At 72.2% G+C, this 25,534-nt stretch carries 23 protein-coding genes and 1 tRNA gene; 12 read left to right on the top strand and 12 right to left on the bottom strand.

Annotated elements, in window-relative coordinates; translation table 11 throughout:
• Positions 1-15: 15 nt before the first annotated feature.
• The 5 genes from HQQ85_RS04260 to HQQ85_RS04240 all read right to left on the bottom strand — a co-directional run bounded on the left by HQQ85_RS04260 (position 16) and on the right by HQQ85_RS04240 (position 6,376).
• The gene (locus HQQ85_RS04260) at positions 16-1,338 is read right to left on the bottom strand and encodes a hypothetical protein (protein ID WP_173181233.1); all 1,323 of its coding nucleotides are present in this window, start codon (positions 1,336-1,338) and stop codon (positions 16-18) included.
• On the bottom strand, positions 1,335-2,498 hold the full coding sequence (locus tag HQQ85_RS04255; RefSeq protein ID WP_173181232.1) for a sensor histidine kinase: 1,164 nt from the start codon (positions 2,496-2,498) through the stop codon (positions 1,335-1,337). Before HQQ85_RS04255 ends, HQQ85_RS04260 begins: the two co-directional genes overlap by 4 nt.
• Positions 2,499-2,660: 162 nt before the next feature.
• Positions 2,661-3,866 carry a homoserine O-acetyltransferase gene (locus tag HQQ85_RS04250; protein ID WP_173181231.1) on the bottom strand — a complete coding sequence of 402 codons (1,206 nt, stop codon included), beginning with the start codon at positions 3,864-3,866 and terminating at the stop codon, positions 2,661-2,663.
• Positions 3,867-3,944: 78 nt separating this feature from the next.
• Complete coding sequence (locus tag HQQ85_RS04245; protein WP_173181230.1) at positions 3,945-5,270, bottom strand: bifunctional o-acetylhomoserine/o-acetylserine sulfhydrylase; 1,326 nt, start codon at positions 5,268-5,270, stop codon at positions 3,945-3,947.
• A gap of 32 nt (positions 5,271-5,302) precedes the next feature.
• Positions 5,303-6,376 (bottom strand): acyltransferase family protein, encoded by a 1,074-nt coding sequence (locus HQQ85_RS04240; RefSeq protein WP_173181229.1) that lies wholly within the window; start codon positions 6,374-6,376, stop codon positions 5,303-5,305.
• Between the two features lie 65 nt (positions 6,377-6,441).
• Between HQQ85_RS04240 and HQQ85_RS04235 the strand changes: the two genes are divergently transcribed.
• The gene (locus tag HQQ85_RS04235; protein ID WP_173181228.1) at positions 6,442-7,215 is read left to right on the top strand and encodes an SDR family oxidoreductase; all 774 of its coding nucleotides are present in this window, start codon (positions 6,442-6,444) and stop codon (positions 7,213-7,215) included.
• Here HQQ85_RS04235 and HQQ85_RS04230 read toward each other — a convergent pair.
• On the bottom strand, positions 7,202-8,695 hold the full coding sequence (locus HQQ85_RS04230; RefSeq protein WP_173181227.1) for an MFS transporter: 1,494 nt from the start codon (positions 8,693-8,695) through the stop codon (positions 7,202-7,204). The genes HQQ85_RS04235 and HQQ85_RS04230 overlap by 14 nt on opposite strands.
• A 58-nt stretch (positions 8,696-8,753) precedes the next feature.
• Here HQQ85_RS04230 and HQQ85_RS04225 point away from each other — a divergent pair, with 58 nt between their 5' ends.
• The 6 genes from HQQ85_RS04225 to HQQ85_RS04200 all read left to right on the top strand — a co-directional run bounded on the left by HQQ85_RS04225 (position 8,754) and on the right by HQQ85_RS04200 (position 13,282).
• Entirely contained in the window at positions 8,754-9,323 is a 570-nt protein-coding gene (locus HQQ85_RS04225; protein ID WP_173181226.1) for a phosphoribosyltransferase, read from the top strand.
• Positions 9,320-10,051 carry a peptidase S51 gene (locus HQQ85_RS04220; RefSeq protein ID WP_173181225.1) on the top strand — a complete coding sequence of 244 codons (732 nt, stop codon included), beginning with the start codon at positions 9,320-9,322 and terminating at the stop codon, positions 10,049-10,051. The genes HQQ85_RS04225 and HQQ85_RS04220 overlap by 4 nt, the downstream gene beginning before the upstream one ends.
• Positions 10,048-10,746 (top strand): uracil-DNA glycosylase, encoded by a 699-nt coding sequence (locus tag HQQ85_RS04215; RefSeq protein WP_173181224.1) that lies wholly within the window; start codon positions 10,048-10,050, stop codon positions 10,744-10,746. Before HQQ85_RS04220 ends, HQQ85_RS04215 begins: the two co-directional genes overlap by 4 nt.
• Before the next feature lie 36 nt (positions 10,747-10,782).
• Positions 10,783-11,373 (top strand): GNAT family N-acetyltransferase, encoded by a 591-nt coding sequence (locus HQQ85_RS04210; RefSeq protein WP_173181223.1) that lies wholly within the window; start codon positions 10,783-10,785, stop codon positions 11,371-11,373.
• Positions 11,374-11,381: 8 nt separating this feature from the next.
• Positions 11,382-12,812, top strand: coding sequence for an amidase (locus tag HQQ85_RS04205; RefSeq protein ID WP_371741755.1), 1,431 nt, complete (start codon positions 11,382-11,384; stop codon positions 12,810-12,812).
• 83 nt (positions 12,813-12,895) lie between these two features.
• Positions 12,896-13,282 (top strand): SIP domain-containing protein, encoded by a 387-nt coding sequence (locus tag HQQ85_RS04200; RefSeq protein ID WP_173181222.1) that lies wholly within the window; start codon positions 12,896-12,898, stop codon positions 13,280-13,282.
• Here HQQ85_RS04200 and HQQ85_RS04195 read toward each other — a convergent pair.
• The 5 genes from HQQ85_RS04195 to HQQ85_RS04175 all read right to left on the bottom strand — a co-directional run bounded on the left by HQQ85_RS04195 (position 13,279) and on the right by HQQ85_RS04175 (position 19,094).
• Positions 13,279-13,665 (bottom strand): Fe-S oxidoreductase, encoded by a 387-nt coding sequence (locus HQQ85_RS04195; RefSeq protein ID WP_173181712.1) that lies wholly within the window; start codon positions 13,663-13,665, stop codon positions 13,279-13,281. The two genes, HQQ85_RS04200 and HQQ85_RS04195, sit on opposite strands and share 4 nt — an antisense overlap.
• A 65-nt stretch (positions 13,666-13,730) precedes the next feature.
• Positions 13,731-15,176 carry an NAD(P)/FAD-dependent oxidoreductase gene (locus HQQ85_RS04190; RefSeq protein ID WP_173181221.1) on the bottom strand — a complete coding sequence of 482 codons (1,446 nt, stop codon included), beginning with the start codon at positions 15,174-15,176 and terminating at the stop codon, positions 13,731-13,733.
• A 98-nt stretch (positions 15,177-15,274) separates the two neighbouring features.
• A complete protein-coding gene (locus HQQ85_RS04185; RefSeq protein ID WP_371741754.1) occupies positions 15,275-16,135 on the bottom strand; it encodes an arginase family protein in 861 nt (286 codons plus the stop codon).
• Between the two features lie 40 nt (positions 16,136-16,175).
• Entirely contained in the window at positions 16,176-16,922 is a 747-nt protein-coding gene (locus tag HQQ85_RS04180; protein ID WP_173181220.1) for a PspA/IM30 family protein, read from the bottom strand.
• A gap of 45 nt (positions 16,923-16,967) precedes the next feature.
• Positions 16,968-19,094 (bottom strand): TPM domain-containing protein, encoded by a 2,127-nt coding sequence (locus tag HQQ85_RS04175; RefSeq protein ID WP_173181219.1) that lies wholly within the window; start codon positions 19,092-19,094, stop codon positions 16,968-16,970.
• 211 nt (positions 19,095-19,305) lie between these two features.
• Between HQQ85_RS04175 and HQQ85_RS04170 the strand changes: the two genes are divergently transcribed.
• Both HQQ85_RS04170 and HQQ85_RS04165 read left to right on the top strand, forming a co-directional pair.
• Positions 19,306-20,055, top strand: a complete 750-nt coding sequence (locus tag HQQ85_RS04170) for a gamma-glutamyl-gamma-aminobutyrate hydrolase family protein (protein WP_173181218.1) — start codon at positions 19,306-19,308, stop codon at positions 20,053-20,055.
• A 211-nt stretch (positions 20,056-20,266) separates the two neighbouring features.
• A complete protein-coding gene (locus HQQ85_RS04165) occupies positions 20,267-21,616 on the top strand; it encodes an NlpC/P60 family protein (protein ID WP_173181217.1) in 1,350 nt (449 codons plus the stop codon).
• Positions 21,617-21,693: 77 nt separating this feature from the next.
• Here the strand turns inward: HQQ85_RS04165 and HQQ85_RS04160 are convergent.
• A tRNA-Arg gene (locus HQQ85_RS04160) sits at positions 21,694-21,766 on the bottom strand.
• A gap of 102 nt (positions 21,767-21,868) precedes the next feature.
• Here HQQ85_RS04160 and HQQ85_RS04155 point away from each other — a divergent pair.
• The 3 genes from HQQ85_RS04155 (at position 21,869) to HQQ85_RS04145 (ending at position 25,298) form a co-directional block, all read left to right on the top strand.
• Entirely contained in the window at positions 21,869-22,663 is a 795-nt protein-coding gene (locus tag HQQ85_RS04155; RefSeq protein WP_173181216.1) for a transglutaminase family protein, read from the top strand.
• 80 nt (positions 22,664-22,743) lie between these two features.
• Positions 22,744-24,399 (top strand): arginine--tRNA ligase, encoded by a 1,656-nt coding sequence (locus HQQ85_RS04150; RefSeq protein ID WP_173181215.1) that lies wholly within the window; start codon positions 22,744-22,746, stop codon positions 24,397-24,399.
• Between the two features lie 128 nt (positions 24,400-24,527).
• Positions 24,528-25,298, top strand: a complete 771-nt coding sequence (locus tag HQQ85_RS04145) for a DUF2993 domain-containing protein (protein WP_173181214.1) — start codon at positions 24,528-24,530, stop codon at positions 25,296-25,298.
• Positions 25,299-25,534: the final 236 nt, after the last annotated feature.

The raw sequence follows: 25,534 nt of genomic DNA, 5'->3' as shown, positions 1-25,534 counted from the left end.
CTCCTTCTGTCCGGCTCACCGTGAGGCGTCCGGCACGACAACGTGGGCGTCGACACTGACCCGGAGGCGGCCGGTGCGGCCGTCGACGGAGTACTGGCCGACTCGGGATAGTGCCGACCAGACAGCCGGGTCGATGCGGCGCCGGGGGATGCCGCCGACCGACATGGCTATCGGGAGCACCATCCTATCCAGAGCGTCGGGTCCGCTGAGGGAGCCGGGCCGCCCGATCTCGACATCGATGGTGGGCGTGTAGCGGCCCGATTCGTCGACGATCAGCCAGACCGTCGAGAGCAGTCCGTCGCGCTGGCCGGCCTCGAGGTAGCCGGCGAGCCCGTCGGGGTCGGTCAGCCGCACGGCGGAGGCGAGGTACTCGGAGTCGGCGACGGCGTGATGCAGCCAGGTCTCGCGCCGCCCCGCGACGAGCAGGCGGCGCAGGTCGGTGGCGAGTCCGGATGCGGTGGCCGCCTCCGAGCGGTCCAGCGGCAGGGTCGTGCGGCCGCTGGCGACATCCTGCAGCAGCTCCTCGGCGGCGAGGTCGAGGCGGGCCAGCTCGGCCGAGGCGAGGAGCCCCAGACCGTAGCGGGGGGCCGTGATCGTGCTCTCGGCGACGGTGCGGTCGAGTTCGCGCTGCACCAGGCGGCCGAAGGAGCGCACCACGATCACGCCGGCGAACAGCGGGGCGACGGCGAGGGACACCTGCTGGCCGGTGTAGGCGACGCCGTCGGGGTCGATCAGGGCGACCACCACGATGTTGCCGAGCTCGACGACCGTGAGCCCGATGGCGGCCAGCAGCACCTGGTTCACCGGGCGGAAGGTGGAGCAGGCGAGCAGGGTCGCACCCACCCCGATCGGCACGGAGACGTAGTTCGTGTCGGGGGAGTTCCAGACGGCGACGTGGTCCAGGGTCAGGGCGACCGCGCCGGCCGCGAGCAGCGCGATCCACGCCGCCGACGGCAGGCTGCCCCGGGTGCGCCGCGCGATCACCACGGCCGCGGCGAACGAGCCGATCACGATCAGCCAGCCCGCGATGCTGAACCCGACGAGCTCGTTGCGGTCGTAGGTCCAGCCGAACGAGAACAGGCCGCGCAGCACGAGCAGGGCGCCGATGATCACGGCCCCGATGCCGAGGTAGCCGATGCCGAGGCGCGAGTCGCGGGCGATGCCCTGGCGCACTGCGTCGACCGCGTCGGGGCCGAGGCGCCTCGCCCGCACGAGCTGGGTGAGTGCTCCGTCGGGGTCGGCGCTGCGCATGCGGCTGCGCGTGCCGGCGCCGGGCGTGAAGGTGACGGGGGTCGGGCGCACCGGCTGCTGCTGCTCCGCCTGATCCTGATCCGTCACTTCGGCACCTCCAGCACCACGGTCGTCCCGGCGCCCGGGGAGGAGAACAGCCGCACCTTGCCGCCCACGTCGCGCACCCGGGCCATCACCGATTCGGCGAGGCCCAGCCGCTCGATGTCGACGGTGTCGAGGTCGAAGCCGACCCCCGCATCCGTCACCATGGCCCGCACGGAGGTGTCGTCCTCGGAGATGGTGACGTCGGCCGAGCCCACCTGGGCGTGCCGGCGCACGTTCTCGAGGCATTCGGAGAGCGAGAGCAGGAAGGCGTCGAGCACGTGCGAGGGCAGCAGGATCTGGCCGCTGCCATGCCAGGCGACCTGCAGCCCCATCCGCCCGAAGCGCTGCTTGACCGACTCGAGCGTGTGGCCGAGGTCGCCCGTCTCGACGTGCTCGAGCGTGTAGCCGCCCGAGGAGCGGGGCATCGGGGTGCCGCCGAGGCGGAGCTGACGGAGCAGCCGGGCGTCCTCACCGGCCTGCTTGCGCAGGGCCTCGGGCTTCACGCCGATGCCCGAGTGCGCCAGAAGCGTCAGGGTCGCGAGCACGGTGTCGTGCAGCAGGCGGGCGCTGCGCCGGCGCTGCGCCTCGAACTCGCTCGCCTGGCGCTCCACGGCGTGGGCCCGGCCGAGGCGGGCCATGCCTCCGAAGGCGCGACGGAGGCTCGCGGACAGCCAGGTCGCGGTGATGAACAGGGCCACCCAGCCGGCGACGATCGACACGATCACGAACGGCGCCCGGCCGGTCGGCCAGGTGATGACGGTCGTGATCGCGAGCACGGGGAGGTAGGCGGGCACGACGATCCAGAGCAGGCGGCGCGTGGTCGCGACGGTGAGGATGAGCGTGGGGATCGCCGTGGACGCGAAGAACGTCACGGCGCCTGTCGTGGCCACGTCGGGGATGAGGGTGTCGGAGAGGGCGAAGCTCCCGAGCGTCAGCAGGCTGAGGCCGTAGACGATGCCCGGCCAGAGCAGGGAGCGGGCGCTGCCGACGAGGTAGAAGCCGAGCCCGGTCAGGGCGAACAGCACCACCGGAACGGCGATCTGCTCGAGCCGGCCGAGGTTCGCCAGCACCACCGATCCGAGCGAGGCGCCGGTGAACAGGATGCCGAGATCGCGCGCCGACCGGGTGAGGAGCTTTCGCCGTTCACGGTCGGTCCTGGGCACAGTCTGAATAGTACAGGCGGGCCTCCCCACAACGGGGGCGATGAAGAAGTCGACACTTGTCGCTAAGCTGGAGGCAGTTCCGGGGGGAAATGCACCGGGGGTCGCTGAGGCGGCCCCCGGTTTTCTCTGCTCAGGGGGTCGCTGCGGCGGCCCCCGGTTTTCTCATGCCGCCAGCAGCCTGGCGATCTCCCGCCCCACCACGTCGAACTCGATCAGGAACCCGTCGTGGCCGAACTTCGACTCGATCACCACGGGCCGGTCGCCGTCGAGGGTGTTCGGCAGGTGCCGGGCGATCAGCTCCTGGTCGGCGACGGGGAACAGCCGGTCGCTGTCGATGCCGACCACGAGCGCCGTCGCCCGCACCGACTCGAGGGCGGCCTGCACGCCCGCCCGGCCACGGCCGAGGTCGTGCGAGTTCATCGCCTCGACGAGCGTGATGTAGCTGTTGGCGTCGAACCGCCGGGTGAACTTGTTGCCGTGGAAGTCGAGGTAGGACTCGACCGCGAACCGGCCGCCGCCGCCCAGCGGGTCGAGGCCGCTCTGCCAGCTGCGCCGGAACCGGTCGTTCAGCTCGCTCGGGCTCCGGTAGTTCAGCAGCGCCATCCGTCGGGCGAGCGCCAGTCCGTGGTGCGGCCCGTCACCGTCGGCGGCGTCGTAGTAGTCGCCGCCGTTGAAGGCGGGGTCGGCGCGGATGGCCTGCACCTGCACCGAGTTCAGCCCGATCTGGTCGGCCGAGCTGAAGGCCGGCGCCGCGATCACGGCGATCCGCTCCATCGCCTCCGGGTAGCGCACCGCCCACTCGAGCACCTGCATGGCGCCCATCGAGCCGCCCACGACGGCCGCCCAGCGGTCGATGCCGAGCGCCTCGGAGAGCGCGTGCTGCGCCCGCACCTGGTCGACGATGGTGGTGAACGGGAAGCGCGCGCCCCACTCGGCCCCGTCGGGCGCCATCGACGAGGGGCCGGTGGTGCCCTGGCAGCCGCCCAGCATGTTCGGGGCGATCACGAACCAGCGGTCGGTGTCGATCGGCAGGCCCGGCCCCACGAGCCCCGGCCACCAGCCGTCGGTCGGATGCCCGGGCTCGGCCGGATGGTTCAGGTTGCTGTCGCCCGTGAGGGCGTGCAGCACGAGCACCGCGTTGTCCCGCGCGGGGGAGAGAGTGCCGTAGCTCTGATACGCGATCTGCACGTTCGGCACGGTCTCACCGGTCTCGAAGACCACGTCGCCGATCGCCGCGAACGAGCGCCGGCCCACCGGGTCACCGACCCGCCACGCCCCGGAGGCGGGCGGCTTGCCGAGCACCGACCGGATCTGGGCGTCGGTGACGAAGCCGCTCGGAACCGTGTCCTCGTTCGTCTGCCAGTCCATGTCGTTGTCGATTCTGCACGAGAAGGGGGCCCGGCGCGCGATTGTTACGCGCGCCGGGCCCCCGGTGGGAGATGACGGTCAGACGGCGTTGGCCGCGACCACCTGGCGGGCGGCCTCGAGACCCTGCTCGAGGTCGGTCTTCAGGTCGTCGATGTTCTCCAGGCCGACCGAGAGCCGCACGAGGCCGGGGGTCACGCCCGCGGTCAGCTGCTGCTCCGGCGTCAGCTGCGAGTGCGTGGTCGATGCGGGGTGGATGACGAGCGAGCGCACGTCGCCGATGTTCGCCAGGTGGCTGAACAGCGACAGGCTCTCGACGAAGCGGGCCCCGGCGTCGACGCCGCCCTTCAACTCGAAGCTGAGCACCGCACCCACACCCTTTGGGGCGTACCTGTTGGCAGCCGCGTACCAGGGGCTCGAGGGCAGGCCGGCGTAGTAGACGGTGGCCACGTCGGGGTGGGCGTCGAGCCACTCCGCGATCTCCTGGGCGTTCTGCACGTGCCGCTCGATGCGCAGCGACAGCGTCTCGATGCCCTGGATCAGCTGCCAGGCGCTGGCCGGCGCGATCGAGGCGCCGAGGTCGCGGAGCAGCTGCACGCGCGCCTTGATGATGTACGCGATCGGGTCGCCCAGGGCGCCGGTGTAGCTGACGCCGTGGTACGAGGGGTCGGGCTCGGTGAGCGCCGGGAACTTCTCGGTGTTCTTCGACCACTCGAAGCGGCCTCCGTCGACGATGATGCCGCCGATGACGGTGCCGTGACCGCCGAGGAACTTCGTGGCCGAGTGCACGACGATGTCGGCGCCGTGCTCGAACGGACGGATGAGGTACGGGGTCGCGATCGTGTTGTCGACGATCAGCGGCACGCCGCTCTCGTGGGCGACGCCCGAGACCAGCTCGATGTCGAGGATGTTGATCTTCGGGTTGCCGATCGTCTCGGCGAAGAACAGCTTCGTGTTCGGGCGCACGGCGCGACGCCACTCCTCGGCGTCGTCCTGGTCCTCGACGAAGGTGGTCTCGATGCCGAGCTTCGCGAGCGTGTACTTGAACAGGTTGTAGGTGCCGCCGTAGATCGACGACGACGAGACGATGTGGTCGCCCGCCTGCGCGATGTTCAGCACGGCGAAGGTCTCGGCCGCCTGACCCGAGGCCACCAGCAGCGCTGCCGTGCCTCCCTCGAGTGCCGCGACCCGCTGCTCCACGACGTCCTGCGTGGGGTTGTGGATGCGCGTGTAGATGTTGCCGAACTCGGCCAGGGCGAACAGGTTCTTCGCGTGGTCGGCATCGTTGAAGACGTACGAGGTGGTCTGGTAGATCGGCGTCGCCCGTGCGTTCGTCGTCGGGTCGGGCTGCGCGCCGGTGTGGATCTGCTTGGTCTCGAATTTCCAGTTCGCTGCGGAATCGCTCATGTCTTGGAGAGTAGGGCCGCCGCGACCCGCGATCAATCGCGCGTGACGCGGGGCGTAACGAACAGCCAGCGGGCGCGCGGCTCGACGAGCGGCCGGGTGACCCGGCGCACAGGCTTCGAGGCCAGCAGGAGGGTGAGGAGGATGCTGAACACGATCATCCCGAGCAGCAGCAGGTCGCTCTGCGGGCCGCTCAGGAAGCCCGACTCGCGGATGGGGTAGAGCACGAACGAGTGCAGCAGGTAGACGTACATGGTCGCCTGGCCGAGCGGTGAGAACCAGGTGGCGCTCCGGGGCATCAGCACGAGGAAGGCGAAGATCAGGATGCCCGCCAGGGCGATCACGCCGAGCCGCACCGCCCCGGCCCACCACTCGTCGTAGCCGAAGGCGGGGTAGGCCTCCTCGAACAGCAGGAAGCGCCGCAGCTTGATCTCACGGAGGAGCGGAACGTTCAGCGCGATCACCAGCGCCAGCAGGGCGAAGACGAGGATCGCCCCCGCCCGCACCAGCCGCACGGTGCCGACGGACGCCCGCAGCCAGATCGCGGTCAGCGGGAGCTGCCGCAGCCGCCAGCCCAGCACGAAGAAGGGCAGCAGCGTGAGGGTGCGATCGAGCGCCAAGACGCCGCCGATGCCCGGTAGGTAGCCCGAGGCCACCGAGATGGCGATCGCGATCAGCAGCGGATGCTTCAGCAGGGCGAGGTAAGGCAGCGAGACGCGCCAGATGATGAGGGCCAGCAGGAACCACAGCGTCCACGAGGGCACGACGTAGTCGAAGGAGAGCGAGCCGGAGACGATCGAGTGGATGACCGACCAGATGGTCTCGAAGATCAGGTACGGCAGCACGAGGTCGGTGACGATGCGGCGCAGCTGCTTCGGGCCCGGAGCATCCGACTTGGCGAAGTAGCCGGCCACGGCCACGAAGACGGGCACGTGGAAGGCGTAGATGAAGAGGTAGACGCCGTAGGCCGTGTCCGACTCGGCGATCAGCTTGAGGATCGCGTGACCCGTCACCACCAGCAGGATCGCGACGAAGCGGGCGTTGTCCCAGAGCGGCTCGCGCTTGGGCCGGGAGGGGGCCCGCTCAGCAGGGGTGGCAGGAAGAGTCACCCTCTTCACACTACCTTTGTAGGCACGGAAGGGACCGGGGCGGTCCCGGTCGGAGAGGTTCGCTGATGAAGCGCGCGGTAGTGACAGGGGCGAGTTCGGGCATCGGGGCGGCGACGGTGCGCCGGCTGCGTCAGGACGGCTGGAGCGTCGTCGGAGTGGCCCGCCGGGCCGACCGGCTCGAGGAGCTGGCGGCCGAGACCGGCTGCGAGGTGTTCGTCGCCGACCTGACGGAGGCTGCCGACGTCGACGCACTGCGGGACTTCCTCGCCTCGACCGGGGGCGTGAACGCGCTGGTCAACAACGCCGGTGGGGCCATGGGCCTCGACAGCGTCGAGAAGAGCGACGCCGACGACTGGCGGTGGATGTTCGAGATCAACGTGCTCGCGGTCAAGCGTGTCACGGCCGCTCTGCTGCCGCTCCTGCGGGCCGGCGTCGAGCCGGGAGGCTCCGCCGACATCCTGATGGTCTCCTCGACCGCCGGGCACTTCTCCTACGAGGGCGGCGGCGGGTACAACGCCTCCAAGTTCGCGGTGCACTCGATGGTCGACGTGCTGCGGCTGGAGCTCAGCGGTGAGCCGATCCGCGTGCTCGAGGTCGCCCCCGGCATGGTGAAGACGGAGGAGTTCTCGCTGAACCGCTTCCGCGGCGACCAGGAGCGCGCCGACTCGGTCTACGACAACGTGGCCGACCCGCTGAGCGCCGACGACGTGGCGGCCACCATCGCGATGATGCTCGGGATGCCCGCGCACGTCAGCCTCGACCTCGTGATCGTGAAGCCGGTCGCCCAGTCGGCGGTGCACAAGATCGCCCGCGGCGAGCTGAAGGTCAAGGAGAGCTGACCGGGGCGACCGCCGGCCGCGCATCCGGAGCCGGATCGGCGAACGCCAGCTTCGGCACGAAGAACAGCAGCACCGCGGCCGCCAGCGCCCCGCCGGCGCAGATCGCCCAGACCACGAGGTAGCCCGAGAGGCTCGACGCGGTCGACCCCACCACCGTCGACGCCCCGTGGAACAGCACCACCGCGAACACGGCCGAGGCGAACGATCCGCCGATCGTCTTGGTCGTGTTCGTCAGCCCGGCGGCGATCCCCGTCTGCCCCGCTGGTGCAGCGGCGGCGGCCGCGGCGGGCAGCGCCCCGACGAGCGCGCCCGAGCCGAGCCCGGCGATCACCATGTTCGTCACCACCTGCCAGGTCTCCTGGTGGAACGGCAGGAAGAGGGCGTAGCCGATCGCCACCAGGAAGGTGGCCCCGATCAGCGCCACCCGCGGGCTCGACCGCTTCGACACCAGGGGGAACAGCAGCGCGCCGACGATCATCGAGAGCAGGTAGGCGCCGATCAGGATCGAGCGGCTCGTGGCGGCGAGCCCCAGGCCGTAGCCGTTCGCCGGATCGGTGCCGGCGAAGGTGCTGAGCGGCGCCTGGGCGCCGAGCAGACTGATGCCCACAAGGCCGGCCGTGAGCTGCACGGGCCACATCGACGGCTGGCGGAGCACCCGGAGATCGATCGCCGGATCCTTCTGCCGCAGCTCCCAGCGCCCGAACGGGATGAACGCCAGCACCCCCGCGAGCATCAGCGCCCAGACCCACCAGGCCCCCGGGCCGTTGACCCGCAGGAAGGTGAGACCGCTCGTGATCAGCAGCAGGCCGATGGTGAGCATCGTGAAGCCGACCACGTCGAGGGTGCGCTTCCCGGGCTCCGGCGTCGACTCGGGCACGCCGAACAGGATGACGAAGAACACCAGGGTCACGGCGATCGCGGGGATCATCAGCGTGAGGCCGACGTCGCCGCCGAGGGCGGTGAACACGACGCCGCCCGCCAGCGCCCCGACGATCGCCCCGGTCTCCAGCGCGACGACGAGGAGGCCGGCGGCCCGGCGGGTCTGGGAGGCAGCCCGGCCGGAGCGGCGCCCGCGGTCGAAGATCAGGGCGACCTCGAGCGGCAGCCACACCACGTAGAAGCCCTGCAGCGCCCAGGCGACGAGGAAGCTCGTGAAGTCGTTCGCGACGACGAGCCACCAGCTGGCGCCAGCGGTCACCACGGTGGCGACCAGCAGCATCCGCTTGTGGCCCGTCATGTCGCCGAGCTTCGCCAGCACCGGCACCACGAGGGCCGAGAGCAGCAGCTGCGCCGCCTCGAACCAGTTGAAGTCGGCGTCGCGGATGCCGAGATGCTGCACCAGGTCGGAGATCAGTGGCACGTAGTAGCCCTGCAGGATGCCGCTGGTCAGCTCGACCGCGAACAGGAAGCCGATCAGGGAGGCCGAGACGCCCAGCGCGCCGCGGGCGGAGGGGGCGGCGGGAGTGACGGCGCGGGTCATGAACGGATGCTAGCGGCCGGGTCGTCCCGGTGGGCGGATTACCGATAGCGTTGCCTCCATGAATTCGGCCTCAGACGACGTGTCCCTCGACGAATCGGCGGCCGTCACGGCCGCCCCGGCCGCCGAGGAGGCCCCGGCCGCTCCCGAGCGGGAGGTGCTCGGCTGGCTCGAGTTCGGTGACGCGTCCCGCTCGCTCGCCCGCGACATCGTCGAGAGCGGCTTCGAGCCCGACTTCGTGATCGCCATCGCCCGCGGCGGCCTCATCCCCGGCGGCGCGCTCGCCTACGCCCTCGGCGTGAAGAGCTGCGGCAGCCTGAACGTGGAGTTCTACTCCGACGTCGAGGAGACGCTGCCCGAGCCGATCATCCTGCCCCCGCTGCTCGACAACGAGCCGCTGATCGGCAAGAACGTGCTGCTCGTCGACGACGTCGCCGACTCGGGCCGCACCCTGGCCCTCGTCGTGGAGCTGCTCGAGAAGGTCGACATCACCGTGAAGTCGGCCACCCTCTACATCAAGCCGCGCTCGGTGATCGCGCCCGACTTCCACTGGAAGACCACCGACCGCTGGATCGTCTTCCCCTGGTCGGCGCACCCTCCCGTGGGCGACGAGCGGTCGCTCGAGGCGTGAGCATCCACCTGATCGGCGGCGGCTGGCCGGTCGAGGACGAGGGCGCGGTGTACCGCCCGTTCTTCGACGAGCTCGCCGCCCACGCCGAGGCGGCCGGCAAGCTCGAGGGCGCGAAGCTCGCGATCGTGCTCGTGCGCGACGGCGACGCCCCCGAGAAGTACGCCGAGCTCGTGTCGGCCTTCGAGCTGCTCGGCAAGATCGAGCCGGTCGCCGTGCTGGCCCCCGAGAACGCGCCCATCGCGCCGGCTTCCTTCGCCGACGTCGACGGCATCGTCGTCTGGGGCGGCCTCACGCCCGCCTACCGCCAGTCGCTCGAGCCCTCCTTCCTCGAGCTGCGGCGCCTCGTCGCCTCGGGCGTGCCCTACCTCGGCTTCTCGGCCGGTGCCGCGATCGTGGCCGAACGCGCGATCGTCGGCGGCTGGAAGATCGACGAGGTCGAGATCGGGGCCGAGGAGGCCTCCGAAGACCTCGAGCAGCTCACCGTCGCCGAGGGCCTCGGCCTGATCGACCTCGCGGTCGACGTGCACGCCGCCCAGTGGGGCTCCGTCTCGCGCCTGATCGCCGCCACCGAGGCGGGTCTCGTCGACGGCGGCGTGGCGATCGACGAGCACACCGGCCTCGTCATCGGCGAGGGCCCCCTGCGGGTCGTCGGCCGCGGCAGTGTCTGGAAGGTCACGCCCGACTCGGGCAGCGTGCGCGTCTCGACGGCCGGCGCCGACCGGGCGTGAGCGCTCACGGGCAGTCGCTCGGCGAGCTGGCCGAGCACGGACTGATCGACGCGGGCTGGGCCGAGGCCCTCACGCCCGTGGCACCGCGGATCGCCGCGATGGGCGACTTCCTCCGCGCCGAGGTCGCGGCCGGGCGGCCCTACCTCCCGGCCGGCGACGACGTGCTGCGGGCCTTCCGCGCGCCGCTCGCCGGAGTGCGGGTGCTCATCGTGGGGCAGGACCCGTACCCGACGCCCGGGCATCCGATCGGCCTCTCTTTCGCCGTCGAACGCCACGTGCGCCCGGTGCCGCGGAGCCTCGCGAACATCTACCGGGAGCTCCACGACGACCTCGGGCTGCCGCCCGCCGAGCACGGCGACCTGTCGTCGTGGGGCGAGGCCGGCGTGATGCTGCTGAACCGGGTGCTGACGGTGCTGCCCGGGGAGCCCGCGTCGCACCGCGGGAAGGGCTGGGAAGAGGTGACGGAGCACGCCATCCGGGTGCTGGCGGGTCGGGGCACGCCGCTCGTCGCGGTGCTCTGGGGGCGGGACGCGGCCCGGTTGGAGCCGATGCTCGAGGGGGTGCCCGTGGTCTCGTCCGCGCATCCGAGCCCCCTGTCGGCCTCGCGCGGCTTCTTCGGCTCGAAGCCGTTCAGCCGGGTGAACGCGCTGCTCGAGCAGCAGGGTGCCGCGCCCGTGGACTGGACGGTGCGCTGAGCTGCTCGGTACCAGGCGCTCGGTAGGCTGAACGACATGTTGGAAGAGGAGTACCAGCCGCGCCGTCAGCTGCCCCGCGCGCTGCGCCCCGCCCCCACCGAGAAGCCCCCGCTCGAGGTGCCGTTCGAGTACGAGCTGCGGGATGCGGTGGCGAGCGATCTGCCGTACATCCGCGAGATCTACAACCACTACGTCGCCAACACGGTCGTGACCTTCGACGAGGACGCCATGACCCTGAAGGAGTGGCGGCACAAGTTCGCCTGGACGCAGAAGGCGAACTACCCCTTCATCGTGGCGGTCTCACCCAGCGGCACCCTGCTCGGCTTCGCCTACGTCTCGGCCTGGAAGCAGAAGGCGGCCTACCGTCGCACGGTCGAGGACTCGATCTACCTCGGTCCGGCAGCCACCGGCAAGGGTCTCGGGAAGGTGCTGCTCGGCGAGCTGATCGACCGGTCGAAGAAGGCCGGCATCAAGGAGATGCTCGCGGTCATCGCCGACCAGGGCGCCGAGGCGTCGATCGCGCTGCACGAGCGCTTCGGCTTCAAGGAGGTCGGGCGGCTCGGCCGGGTCGGCTTCAAGTTCGAGCACTGGCTCGGCACGGTGCTGCTGCAGAAGTCGCTGAAGTAGGGGAACTCGTGCCCACGCAGATCCATGAACTCGGTGCCCTGCAGCAGTACCGGCTGCTGCAGCGCCGCGAACTCGGGGTGCTCGAAGCCGTCGACCACTACCTCGAGCGCATCGAGCGCCTGAACCCGTCCCTCGGCGCGTTCCACACGGTCACGGCCGACGCCGCACGCGAGCGGGCCCGGATGCTCGACTCCTCCGACGACCGCACCGCGCTGCTCTGGGGGCTCGCCCAGGCCGACAAGGACCTGGTGCGCCGGGCCGGCGTGCGCACCACCTTCGGCTCGCGCCTGTTCGAGCAGTTCGTGCCGTCGGAGTCGGACGAGCTCGCGCTGCAGCTCGACGCCGCCGGCACGGTGAGCCTCGGCAAGACGGCGACGCCCGAGTTCGGGCTGACGGGCTACACCGAGAGCAGCGTGGCGCCGCCCGCCCGCGACCCCTACGACCTGGCGCTCGGCGCCGGCGGTTCGAGCGGGGGAGCGGCCGTGGCGGTCGCGGCCGGCCTGCTGCCGTTCGCGCCGGGCTCCGACGGCGGCGGCTCGATCCGCATCCCGGCGGCCGCCTGCGGGCTGGTCGGGCTGAAGCCCTCGCGTGGCCTCGTCCCGGCCGGATCGGGGCAGGACTCGCTCGCCGGGCTGCCGGTCGCCGGCCCGATCGCCCGCACGGTCGTCGACGCCGCCCTGCTCCTGGACGGCATGATCGCCCGCACCGGCGACCGCATCCGCCACACCCACACCCTCCGCCCGCCCGCCTACGACGACGGGCTCTTCCTCGGTGCCGCCGTGCGGGGCGAGGGCCGCTTCAGCATCGGCGTCACGACGAGCACCCCCTGGGAGCTCGTGCAGGAGATCCGGCTCGATCCGGCGGCGACGGATGCTCTCGCCGTCGCCCGCGACACGCTGGCCTCGCTCGGGCACGGCGTGGAGGAGTTCGCGCTCGAACCGGCCCCGGACTACGGGCCCGCGTTCCGCACCATCTGGCAGGCCGGGGCTTCCACCCTCCCGGCCGACGAGACCACCGAGCATCTGCTCGAGCCGCTCACCCGCTGGCTGATGCACCGGGGTCGCGCCCTGCCCACGTCGGAGCTCGTGGCGGCCCTCGCGACGCTCTCGCGCTTCGAGCGCTCGATCGTGCGCCAGTTCGACCGCTTCGACGCGGTGCTCACACCGACGCTCGCGCTCACGCCCCGGCCGGTCGGCTGGTACGACCGGGAGGACGGGGAGCGCAACTTCGCCCAGCAGGTCGAGTACGCGCCCTTCACCTCCTACGTGAACGTGGCGGGGCTCCCGGCGATCACGCTGCCCGTGCACCGCACGGAGGGTGGCGTCCCGATGGGGGCGCAGCTGATCGGCCGGCCCGGGGGAGAGGCCACACTGCTCGCGCTCGGCGCGCAGCTCGAGCGCCGGCTGCGGTGGGGGCGTATCCACCCGCCGCAGTGGTAGCCGGGGTGCTCCGGCGCCTGCATCCTGTACGAACGCCGTAGGTGTGGCAATCCTAAGTAAGGCATGCCTATACTCATCAGGACATGTACTCGATCGCCTCTGACGCCACCCTCGTCTCCCGTGCCTCCGGCCGCGTGCTCCTCGCCGGAACCGAGGCCGACCTCGACGCCCTGAGGGCCCTCGTCGCCACCCTCGGCCACCGCGCCCGCGGGCAGGTCTTCGTGGAGGTGCCCACCGCCGCCGAGATCGACCCGATCGCGACGCCCGAGCGCGTCACCGTCACCTGGCTGCCGCGCGACGTGCGCAGCGGCGCCATGGGCACGGGCCTCGCCTGCGCTCCCGGTCAGGCCCTCGGCCGCGCGGTCACCGCGTGGATCGGCGAGATGTCGACGGGCGAGCTCGAGCTCGACGGCGACGAGATCTGCGTCTGGCTCGGCCAGGCCGTGCCGGCGGAGCACCTCGCGGTTTAGTTCTTCTTCGGGCGCGGCAGGTAGTTGCCGTCCTCGAGGCCGGCCTCGATCTCGAAGTGGTTGTGCAGCGGGTCGCTGCCGGCCAGGGCGTAGAGCAACGGGAACATCAGCCCGTACTTCTTCCACTGGTGGCGGTGCACCGCCTCGTGCCGCAGCACGTGCGGGGCATCGTTGCGGTCGGTGAGGTAGACGCCGCCGACGCAGGTTCCGCCGCGCTTGAAGGCCCACTTCGGCAGCCCGGTGCAGACGATCAGGCCGTCCTCGACCCGGCGCACGCGCCCGGTGCCGAGCACGGTGCCGTAGGTCGCGGCGACCGCGGTGGCGTACAGATACCCCGCGCGGGCCACCGGCGGGTAATACAGGATGCTCCGCACGCGCTCCATGATCGGCCCGCCGGGTGCGGTCCCGGTCTCGGCGGCCCCGGTGGTGGAGGTGCTCTCGCTGGCCGTCATGCGCTCTTCCGTCCGTAGCCCTCGAGGAGGCGCAGCCACACCTCGCTGATCGTCGGATACGACGGCACCGCGTGCCAGAGCCGCTTCATCGGCACCTCGCCCACGACGGCGACGGTCGCGGAGTGCAGCAGCTCCTGCACGTCGGGCCCCACGAAGGTGGCGCCGACGATCACCTGACGGTCGTCGTCGACGACGATCCGGGCGGTTCCCTTGTAGCCGTCGGTGTGCACCGCGGCGCCCGCGACGCTGCCGATCTCGTAGTCGACGACGGTGGTGGTCAGCCCCGCCTCCTCGGCGGCCTTCGCGGTGAGCCCGATCGAGGCGACCGCCGGATCGGTGAAGGTCACCTGCGGCACTGCGCGGTGGTCGGCGGTGGCGACGTGCCGGCCCCACGGGGCGTCGTCGACGGTCTCGCCCTTCGCGCGGGCGACGATCACGTCTCCGGCGGCGCGGGCCTGGTACTTGCCCTGGTGCGTGAGCAGCGCGCGGTGGTTCACGTCGCCGGTGGCGTAGAGCCACTCGCCCTCGAGGGGAGAGCCGTCGGCGCCGAGCACGAGCATCGTGTCGTCGACGTCGAGCCACTCGTCGGGGGTGAGTCCGATCGTCTCGAGCCCGAGGTCACCGGTGCGGGGGAGTCGACCGGTCGCGATCAGGATCTCCTCCGACTCGATGGTGCTGCCGTCGGAGAGCGTGGTGCGCACGACGCCGTCGTCGTCGCGCTCGATGCGCTCGGGGGAGTCGCCGAGGCGCAGGTCGACGCCGAGCTCCTTCAGGGCATCCGCCACCAGCTCGCCCGCGAAGGGCTCCTGGTTCGCCAGCAGGCCGCTGCGGGCGACGAGGGTGACGCTCGAGCCGAGCGTCGCGTAGGCCGTGGCCATCTCGACCGCGACCACGCCGCCGCCGACGACCGCGAGGCGGGGCGGGACCGTCTGGGCGCTGGTGGCCTCGCGGCTCGTCCACGGCGCGGCCTCCGCGAGCCCGGGGATGTCGGGCAGCAGGGCGACCGAGCCGGTCGAGACCGTCACGGCGTGGCGGGCGCGCAGCTCGGTGGTGCTGCCGTCGCCGGCGGTCACGGCGAGCGTCTTGACGCCAGTGAAGACCGCGTGGCCGCGCACGAGGTCGATGCCCGCGCCCTTCACCCAGTCGACCTGACCGCTGTCGTTCCAGTCGCTCGTGAACGAGTTGCGGCGGGCCAGCACGGCGGCGGCGTCGACCTCGCCGGTCACGGCCTCCTTCGCTCCGCCCACGGCCCGGGCGGCGCGCACGACCTCGCCGGCGCGCAGCAGTGCCTTCGACGGCATGCAGGCCCAGTAGGAGCACTCGCCGCCGACCAGCTCGGCCTCGACGAGGGCCACCGAAAGGCCGCCCTGGGCGGCGCGGTCGGCGACGTTCTCGCCGACGGCGCCGGCTCCGATGACGATGAGGTCGTATTCCTGGGTCACAGCTGCTCCTGGTGCTTCTCGGGTCGTGCGTCTGATGGTGCGGGTCGCACCTCGGTCGGTGCGGAGGGTGCGGCGGGCTGGTGCCTGGCCGGTGCTGCTCAGCGCACCAGCGCCGAGACGATGCGGAGGATGGCCGGCAGGTCGTCGACCGCAGCCTCCGGGGTCGACGGCGCGAACTCCGTGATGCCGGCGCCCGTGAGCGGGAACCGTTCACGCACCGCGCGGATGGCCGTCACGAGCTCCGCGACCGGCAGCCCGAACGGTTCGGGGAACTGCACGCCCTCGATCTCGCCCGGGTCGATCACGTCGAGGTCGACGTGCAGGTACACCTCGGTGGCACCGGAGGCCACGAGGGTCTCGACGAGGGCGGCGGGGTCGGCGAGCTCGGTGGGCCCGAGCATCCGGATGCCCGCTTCGGCGACGTACTCGGCCTCGGCGTCGTCGAGGGCACGGGCCCCCGCGAGCACCACCTGCGCGGGTTCGAGCACCGGTGCGACGGCACCCGTGCCGGACGGGTCGGAGAGCTCGGCCGGCCCGCCGCCGAGGAGCGCCCGCAGCACCATGCCGTGGAACGCGCCCGACGGCGAGCTCTGCGGGGTGTTGAGGTCGGCGTGCGCGTCGAACCAGACCACCGCGAGCCGGGCGTCGGGCGACCGGCGGGCGACCGAGGCGGCGTGCCGGATGCCCGCGAACTCGACACCGCAGTCGCCGCCGACGAGGATCGGTGTGCCCGGGGCGTCGGCGAGCACGGCCTCGGTGGCCTGCGCGATCGCGGCGATCGACGAGAAGCGGTGCACGCCGGTGTCGAGCGACTCGCCCGCGCCCTGCGGCACCTCGACGACGCGGGTGGCGGCGGCGGGCAGGTCGCCGCGCACCGCCTCCGCGCCGTCGATCAGCCGCATGGCCCGGCTCGAGCCGGAGCCCTGCCAGCTCGGCACGACCACGAAGGTCGCGCTCACGACCGCCACCCAGCCCGCGTGCTCACCGCGATCGCCGTGCCTACTCGCCGCTCGTGACGGCGCGCGACCCGCTGCCCGAGCCCGCCTTCAGCGCCGCGAGACGGGCCTCGACCTCGGTCAGCTCGCCGAGGTCGTCGAGGCTCTCGAACTGGGCGTCGACGCTGGAGGCGTTCAGCTCCTCCTGGCCACGCACGCGGGCCTCCTCGCGACGGATCTTCTCCTCGAAGCGGCCGAGGTCGCTGGTGGGGTCGAGCACGTCGATGTTCTTCAGCGCCGACTGCACCTGGCTCTGCGCTTCGGCGGTCTTGGCCCGGGCGACGAGGTTGTCGCGCTTGGACTTCAGCTGGTTGAGCTTCTCCTTCATCGCGGCGAGGCCCGACTTCAGCTTCTCGACCGACTCGGTCTGGCTGGCGATCGACGGCTCGGCGTCCTTCGCCTCGTTCTCGGACTGCAGCTGGCGGGTCAGCGCGACCTTGGCGAGCGCGTCGAACTTGTCGGCGTCGACGGTGTTGCCGGCGCTGCGGAACTCGTCGGCCTTCTGGCTCGCGGCGAGGGCCTTGCGGCCCCAGTCGGAGGCGGCCGCCACGTCTTCGCGGTGGTCGTCCTCGAGCAGGCGCAGGTTGCCGATGGTCTGAGCGATGGCGCTCTCGGCGTCGGCGATGTTCGTGGTGTAGTCGCGCACGAGCTGGTCGAGCATGAGCTGGGGGTCTTCGGCCTGATCGATCAGCGCGTTGATGTTCGCCTTGGCGAGCTGCGCGATGCGACCGAAAATCGACTGCTTGGACATCCTGTCTCCTTCTGGTGGTGCCGATGGATTCTGATACTGCAAGAGCTAGAAGCGACCGCCGCCGCCGCGCCGGCCTCCGCCGCCGAAGCTGCCGCCGCTCGAGCGCCGGCTGCCGCCGCCGAAGCCGCCGCCCCCGAAGCCACCGCGCCGCGACGAGCCGCCGCCGAAGCCGCCGCGGTACGAGGAGCCGCCTCCGCCGCCCCCGCCGAGCATGCTGCCGATGATGCCGCCGAGCAGGGCCCCGCCGAAGTCGTCGCCGCCGCCGCTGCGCCGGCTGCCGCTGTTCGACCAGCTGCCGCCCCCGCCCCAGCTGCTCTCGCTGGACTGCGCCCACGACACGTCCTGCTGGGCCGACGCGGCCGCGCGCGTCGCGAGCTCGGCCGCGGTGGTCGCCTCGCGGAGCGAGCCCTCGGGGTCGGTCGTGGCGAGGGCGTGCGCCTGGTCGAGGTGGCGCTGGGCCTCCGAGAGGCGGGTCCGTGCATCCGGCCCCACCGCGCCGCGGCGCGTCTCGAGGAACTGCGCCGTCGACGCGACCTGGCTCTCGGCCGAGCTGATGGCCCGGTCGCGCTGGCTCAGGATGCGCGCCTGACGCTCGCGCTCGGTGCGTTCGGCGGCCAGCGCCTGATCGAGCGGCGCGTCGGCACGCTCGAGGGACTGCCGGGCGTTCAGCGGGTCGCGGGCGCCGGTCGTGCGCGCCCGCTCGAGCTCGACGCCCACCGCGGCCGACAGGCCGGCGATGCCGGTGCCGGGGCGGCTCGCCTCGAGCTGCGCGGCGGCGGCGAGGTCGGACTCGGCGTCGGCGATCGCGGCGGCGAGCCCGGCGGAGGCCTCGCGGAGGTTCTTCTCGAGCGTGAGCACGGCGAGGGCGAGCGTGCGCACCTGCGCCGAGGCCTGGCGTGCGGCGCGGATCTGCACCGCGGCCTCGCCCGTGCGGCCGGCCGCGATGGCCTGCTCGGCCTCGGACAGCTGAGCAGTGGCGAAGGCACGGAGCTTCTCGATCTGCTCGGCGCTGCCCTCGACGGTGCCGAGCGCGGCGGGGTCGTAGCTCGCGCCGAGTGCGGTCAGACGCTCCCGCACCTCGGCCGGGGCAGTCTCGGAGTCGGCGAGCTCGCTCCGCGCCTCGGCGAGGGCCGGCGCGGGGTCGCGCTCGACGTCTCGCAGGGCGTCGAAGGCCTCGGCCTCGGAGTCGAGCCGTGCATCCGCCTTCTCGCAGATTTCGATGATCTCGAGCGACCAGGCCCGGCGCTCCTCATCGGTGTCGGGCTCGGCGTCGTCGAGCTTCTGCTTGATGGTGAAGGCGCGGGACAACTCGGTCTTGACCTCGGTGAGCGCGGTCTGGAAGGGGGCCGTGGCCTCGGCGCCGAACTGCGCCACGGCGAAGCCGAGCTCCTCGGTGCTCGAGGTGACGGCGTCGTCGAGCTCGACGAGCAGGGCGCCGACCTTCTGGTCGAGCTCCTTCTGGCTCGGACCGGCGGCCTGCGCCTGGGCCGTTACGGCCTTGTCGAGGGTGCGGCGGCGGCGCAGCACGAGCGCGATCACGACGGCGCCGACGAGCAGGATGACGAGGATCGCGACCACCCAGATGAAGCCGCCGAGGAGGCCAGCCCCGTCGCTGTCGGCGGTGCCGTCGACCGATCCGCTGCCGCCGAGCGCGCCGTCGAGACCCTGGGCGGCCGCCACGGCGGCGCCGGCCCAGTTGCCCTCGCGCAGCTGCGGCACGATGTCGTCGGTCTCGATGCTCTGCAGCTGCTGGTCATCCAGCGGGAAGCCGGAGTCGACCGAGAGCTGGTAGAGCCGGTCGTCGACGGCGACGGCGAGCAGCACGTCGTTCGTGCCGAGCTGGTTCAGCTGGGCGGTCTCGCTGGCCCACTGCTGCCGGTCGGAGGGGTTCTCGAAGCTGTCGGTGTAGATGACGAAGAGGTTGACGCCCTGCTCGGTGGCGAGGGTGTCGATCGCGTCCTGCACCTCGGCGGTGGAGCCGCCGAGCACACCCGCCTCGTCGACCACGTAGCGGCCGTCGAGCGACACCGGGTCGCCGGCCAGGGCGGGCTGGGCCGGGGCCATGACGAGGGCGAGCGCGGTGAGGGCGATCGCGCCGGCGGAGGCGCCGATCCGGGCGAGGAGGCGGTGCGGCGCTCGCGCGGACGCGTGGGCCGGGAGGGGCTGTCTCATTGCGTGAAGTCTAGGAGGGAGGGGGCCGGGGCCGCTACGAATCCGTGCGCTGTCCGAGAGATTCCCGGGAGCCTCCCGGGTGGGTCGGAGCGCGGCGGCAGGTGACATCCGATCCCCTCCAGTCGCATGCGGTGCTCGCGACGAACTCCCTGTGTTGCGCCGCATGACACGAGCGGATGCACGTGCCGCCGCCACTCGACAGGATTGAGCCATGACCACCGCCCGCACCCTCAGCATCGTCACCGTGACGGCCCACCGGCCGCACGCGCCGGAGTACCACGCGTACTCGACGATGCTGATGCGCCGGGCCGTCGCCGTGTCCCAGGCCTCGGGCTGGACGGTCGAGGTCGTCGCGGCCGAGGACACCTCCGTGGTCGAGACCCTCGCCCGCACCGATCGCGCCGACGCCGTGGTGCTGCTCGGCGGCGAGGACATCGCGCCGGAGTACTACGGCGCCGCCCGCGGCTACCGTGCCGAGGGCCGGCACGCCGAGCGCGCCGACGAGGCGCAGCTCACGATCGCCCGGCGGGCCGTCGACCGTGGCACGCCGCTGCTCGGCATCTGCCGCGGTCACCAGATCATCAACGTCGCGCTCGGCGGCACCCTCGTGCAGGACCTGGGGGAGGGCTCGTCCCACCGCCGCGACGGCGAGCCCATCGAGCGCGTGATGTCGACCCACGACGTGGAGCTGACCGCCGGCACCGTGCTCGCCGGGTCGCTGATCGACCGGCTCGGCCGGGTCGTCTCGACCCAGAGCGCCCACCACCAGGCGGTGGCGCGGCTCGGCAGCGGACTCGCCGTGGCCGCCGTCGCGCACGATGGGCTCGTCGAGGCGATCGCGCACCGCGAGGCGCCGGTGCTCGGCGTGCAGTGGCACCCGGAGGACCCGGGAGCGGTGCGCGGCCAGTTCGGCGCCCTGCTCGCCGCGGTCACCGAGCCCGCCCTCGCCGTCGCGGCCTGAGCGCCCTGCGGCACCCGGCGGCATCCGCGGGCCGGCACCGCCTGAGCACCTGCCAGCCGGCGCCGGCCCGAGCGCCGAACCCTACGTCCGCCCTGCCCTCCGGACTGTCATTGTCGTCGGCGTGTTGCTACTGTGATCGAAGTTGTTGATGTTGCGTGTGTGACTGGAGTTACTCGAGTCGACGCGTCACCCGATCATCAGAGGTCCTCCCATGCCGCTCGACCCCACGTCCGCCCGTCGCCGCCGGGCGCCCGCCGTCGCGGCCCTCGCGACCGCTGCCGCCCTCGCCACGAGCCTGTTCATCGCCTCGCCGGCCGCCGCCACCGACTACCCGTCGTGGAACGACGTCGTCGCCGCGCGTGCCAGCCAGAGCGCCACGCAGAGCAAGGTCGCCGAGCTCGAGGGCCTGATCACCGGCCTGCAGACGCAGGTCGACCAGGCCAAGGCCGCGGCCGACGAGGCCTGGGCCGCCGACAAGGCCGCTCAGGATGCGCTGGCCGACAAGACCCGGGCCGCCGAGTCGCTGAAAGCCCAGGCCGAGCAGGCCGCTGCCGACGCCGAGGCGTCGAAGAAGCGCGCCGCCGGCCTCGCCGCCCAGTTCGCCCGGAGCGCCGGCAACGACCTCACCTCGCAGCTGATGGTCTCCGGCTCGGGCAGCGACGACCTGCTCTACCAGCTCGGCACCATGTCCAAGCTCTCCGAGACCTCGCAGGAGGTCTTCACGGCGGCCAAGCAGGACCAGAACACGGCCACGGCACTGACCGAGCAGGCCGAGGTCGCGGAGGCCGAGCTGCAGAAGCTCGCCGACGCGGCGAAGGTCTCGCTGCAGTCCGCGATCGACGCGCAGAAGGCCGTGCAGTCGGCCCTGCTCGAGCAGGAGGCCCACCAGGCCGAGCTCACGGTGCAGGTGAAGGTGCTGAAGGCCGCGGCCGACACCACCGAGTCGCAGTACAACGACGGCGTGGAGGCCGAGCGTCAGCGGCGCATCGCCGAGGAGCAGGCGGCGGCCGCAGCGGCGGCGGCCGAGGCCGCGGCGCAGCAGGCGGCCGAGGAGGCAGCGCAGAACGCCGGTGGCTCGGGTGGCGGCAGCGGTGGCGGCTCCGACGAGGGCGGCTCGTCGTCCGGCGGTGGTGGCGGGTCGTCCAGCGGCGGCTCCGGCGGCTCCGGCGGGGGCGGTGGCGGTGGCGGCGGCATCGTCGTCAGCCCGCCCGCGCAGTCCTACAGCGGCGCCGCCGTGGTGGCGTACGCCGAGCAGTTCGTCGGCGTGGTGCCCTACGGCTGGGGTGCGAACCCCAACGACTCCTTCGGCTGCGACGGCCTGACCCAGTACGTCTACGGTCAGTTCGGCATCTCGCTGCCCCGCATGGTGAGCAACCAGGCCGCCATGGGCGTGCGGGTCTCGGCTCAGGACGCCCAGGCCGGCGACCTGGTGGTCTGGCCCGGCGCGCACATCGGCATCTACGACGGCAGTGGCGGAGTCATCCACTCGCCCGACTGGGGCCGCTACGTCACCCATGCCACGGGCCTCTGGGGCAGCTACTACTTCGTGCGCCTCGTCTAGAGCGAGCGCAGGCCCGGAAAGCGAGAAGTCCGCCGCAGCGATGCTGAGGCGGACTTCTGGTTTCCCGAGGGTATCTGTGCCCCCAGTAGGATTTGAACCTACGGCCTTCTGCTCCGGAGGCAGACGCTCTATCCCCTGAGCTATGGGGGCCCGGGGTGCCTGAACAGATTAGCAGGCAACAGCCGTCACGTCCGCCACACGCCACACCGGTACCGCCACCGCCACACCTCCCCGACCCGAGAGGAACGACGCATGCAGCGCTCCGTCACCGCCGCGATCGACGCCACCATCGATCGCGCCACCACCGTCGTGTTCTCGATCGCCGCCGCCGAGGGCGCCGAGCTCTCCCGCGAGGTGATCGAGTACCGCCTCGACGGCGAGCCCGTCGACTTCGAGACGGTGCTCGACCAGCACGGCACCCGACTGCACGTGTTCGACGTGCAGCCCGGCAGCTTCTCCGCCCGCTACGAGGCCACCGCCGAGGGCCGCACGGTGCCGGCGCCGACCGAGACGGTCGACCTCATCCGCTACCTCCGCCCCAGCCGGTACTGCGAGAGCGACACCCTGCTGCCGACCGCACAGGCCGAGTTCCGCGGTCTCGCCGGCCGCGACCTGCTGACCGCGGTGAGCTCGTGGGTGGGGGAGGAGCTCAGCTACGTGCCCGGCTCCAGCGCTCCCACCGACGGAGCGGTGCAGACCCTGCTCCTGCGCCAGGGCGTCTGCCGCGACTACGCCCACCTCGTGATCGCGCTGCTGCGCGCGCTCGACGTGCCGGCACGCCTCGCCTCGGTCTACGCCCCGGGCCTCTATCCCATGGACTTCCACGCGGTCGCCGAGGCGCACATCGACGGCGAATGGCAGGTGGTCGACGCGACCACGCTGGCGCCCCGCGACTCCCTGCTGCGCATCGCCACCGGCCGCGACGCGAGCGACACCGCATTCCTGACGAACCACGGCGGCTACCTCAGGCTCGACCGCCTCGAGGTCTCGGCCGTCGTCGACGTGCTGCCGAACGACGACATCGACCGCCTGGTGCAGCTGGGCTGAGCATCCGTCGCCGCACGCGGTGACCTGCGCGGCCGGGCTCGATCAGTCCGGAACCGCCCCGGGCGGTAGGATCGTACGCCGTGACTCCTGAAGCCCTCTCCGCCGCTCTGTTCGCCATCGTGAGCGACCGCCTGGCCGGTGTGCCCGACGTGTCGATCACCGAGTCCGACACCACTGTGGAGCGCCCCCGCAACCGAGACCACGGCGACTGGGCCTCGAACATCGCGATGAAGCTGGCCAAGCGCCTCGGCACCAACCCGCGTGACTTCGCCCTCGAGCTGGCGCCGCTGATCCAGCGCATCGACGGCGTCTCGGCCGTCGACGTCGCCGGCCCCGGCTTCATCAACATCACCCTCGACGCGGCCGCCGCCGGCGAGATCGCGCGCACCGTCGTCGAGGCGGGCGAGTCGTTCGGGCACAACGCCGTGCTCGCCGGCCACACCATCAACATGGAGTTCGTCTCGGCGAACCCCACCGGGCCGCTGCACATCGGCCACACCCGCTGGGCCGCTCTCGGCGACTCGATCGCGCGCGTGCTCCGCGCATCCGGTGCCGAGGTCACGACCGAGTACTACATCAACGACGCCGGCAGCCAGATGGACACCTTCGGCCTCTCGGTGCTCGCCGCCGCCAAGGGCCTGCCGACGCCCGAGAAGGGCTACCCGGGCCCCTACATCCAGACCCTCGCGCAGCGCGTGCTGGCGGCCGTGCCCGACCTCCTCGACAAGCCCGACGACGAGGCGCTGGCCATCGCCCGCGATCTCGCCTACGAGTACCAGCTGGCCGAGATCAAGCAGTCGCTGGCGAACTTCCACGTGCACTTCGACGTGTTCTTCTCCGAGCGCACGCTGCATGCTCCGGATGCGCAGACCGGCCTGACCGCGATCGACGACGCCGAGGCGCGCCTCCGGGCTCAGGGCCACGTCTTCGAGGCCGATGACGCCGTCTGGGTGCGCACGACGGACTTCGGCGACGACAAGGATCGGGTGCTCACCCGCGGCAACGGTGTGGTCACCTACTTCGCGGCCGACGCGGCCTACTACCTCAGCAAGAAGGACCGGGGTTTCGGCGAGAAGATCTACCTGCTCGGCGCCGACCACCACGGCTACGTGGGCCGCCTGAAGGCCCTCGCGGCAGCCGCCGGCGACGACCCCGACACGCTCACGGCGCTGATCGGCCAGCTGGTGAACCTCAACGGCGCGAAGCTGTCCAAGCGCGCGGGCAACATCATCGAGCTCGACGACCTGCTCGACTGGCTCGGTGCCGACGCGCTGCGCTACTGGCTCGGCCGCTACCCGGCCGACTCGCCGCTCTCTCTCGACGGCGAGAAGCTGCGCTCGCGCACCAACGACAACCCCGTCTTCTACGTGCAGTACGCGCACGCCCGCACCCGCTCGGTCGCCCGCAACGCGGCGGACGCCGGGGTCACCCGCGCCGACTTCGCGCCGTCTCTGCTCGTGCACCCCACCGAGACGGCGCTGCTGGGTGCGCTGCAGGAGTTCCCCCGGGTGGTGGCGCACGCCGCCGAGCTGCGCGAGCCGCACCGGGTCGCCCGCTACCTCGAGGAGCTCGCGGGCTACTACCACCGCTGGTACGACGCCTGCCGGGTGCTGCCGTTCGGCGACGAGGAGCTCGCGCCGATCCACGGCACGCGCCTCTGGCTGAACGACGCCACCGGCCAGGTCATCCGCAACGGCCTCGAGCTGCTCGGCGTCTCGGCGCCCGACCGCATGTAGTCAGCCAGGTCATCCGCAACGGCCTGGAGCTGCTCGGCGTCTCGGCGCCCGACCGCATGTAGTGGTGCGGCGCCGGTGCCCGGAGCGCCGGGCAGGCGCGCATCGGGTCGACCGGGCAGTATGAACTCATGACCACCGAGACGTTGCCCGGCGAGACCGCGCCCGCCCCCCGCCGCCGCCGCCGCTGGCCGTGGGTGCTCCTCGCGGTGCTCGTGCTGCTCGCCGTGGCGCTCGTCGTCGCCGACATCGCCTTCCGCGCCTACGCCCAGAACGAGGCGGCGACCCAGATCGAGGAGCAGCTTCCCGAGAACGTCGACGGCGACGTCGACGTGTCCATCGCCGGCTTCTCCTTCCTCGCCCAGGTGGCCGCCGGCCGGCTCGGCGAGGTCACGCTGGATGCTCCGTCGCTCACGGTCAGCGGCATCCCGATCGCCGCCCACGTCGTGGCGACCGGCGTGCCCACCGACCTGACGCAGCCCGTCGAGGACATCCGCGCCTCGATCTCGCTCGACCAGTCCGCGGTCGACGCGGTCGTCACGCTTCCCGGCGACGCGCAGCTCGCGCTCGGCGACGGCGACGTCTCCTACGAGGGCAGTGTGGACGTTCTGGGGCTGAGCGTCGGCTACCGCGTGACCGGGCAGGTCAGCGCATCCGGAACCGACGTCACGATCACCCCGCAGGACGCCGAGCTCACCCAGGGCGGCAACTCGCTCGACCTCGGTGGCCTGCTCGAGGGCGTGGCCGGGCAGCCGATCACGGTCTGCGTCGCGTCGTACCTGCCTCAAGGGGTTTCGGTCGACTCGCTCGACGTCGCCGACGGGGGAGCGACCGCCACGGCCTCGGCCCAGGACTTCGTGGTCAACGAGCAGAGCCTCCGCACGCTCGGCACCTGTTCCTGACCCCCGGCTCGCTGCCGCGCCTGCGCACCCCGGCCGCAGTTCGTCACGAACGCCGCGCCACCCCGGGCACCCGCTAGAATCGGGGGCACGCGCGGGTGTTCACGCCTCGCGCGACGGCTTCAGGGACCAAGCCAGGTCCGCTCGCCCCTGCGCCGCACCGCGGCCGCCGCCCGGATCGTCGCCGTCCCCTCTGGCCCTCAGCCTGCCCGAGACCGGCGCCGCTCCCTCCAGCACGC

The organism is Herbiconiux sp. VKM Ac-2851 (assembly GCF_013205105.1).
In the GTDB taxonomy this organism is placed as follows: Bacteria; Actinomycetota; Actinomycetes; order Actinomycetales; family Microbacteriaceae; genus Herbiconiux; species Herbiconiux flava.
The sequence above is the reverse complement of the archived record's forward strand: the minus strand, read 5'-3'. Positions and strand labels throughout refer to the sequence as shown.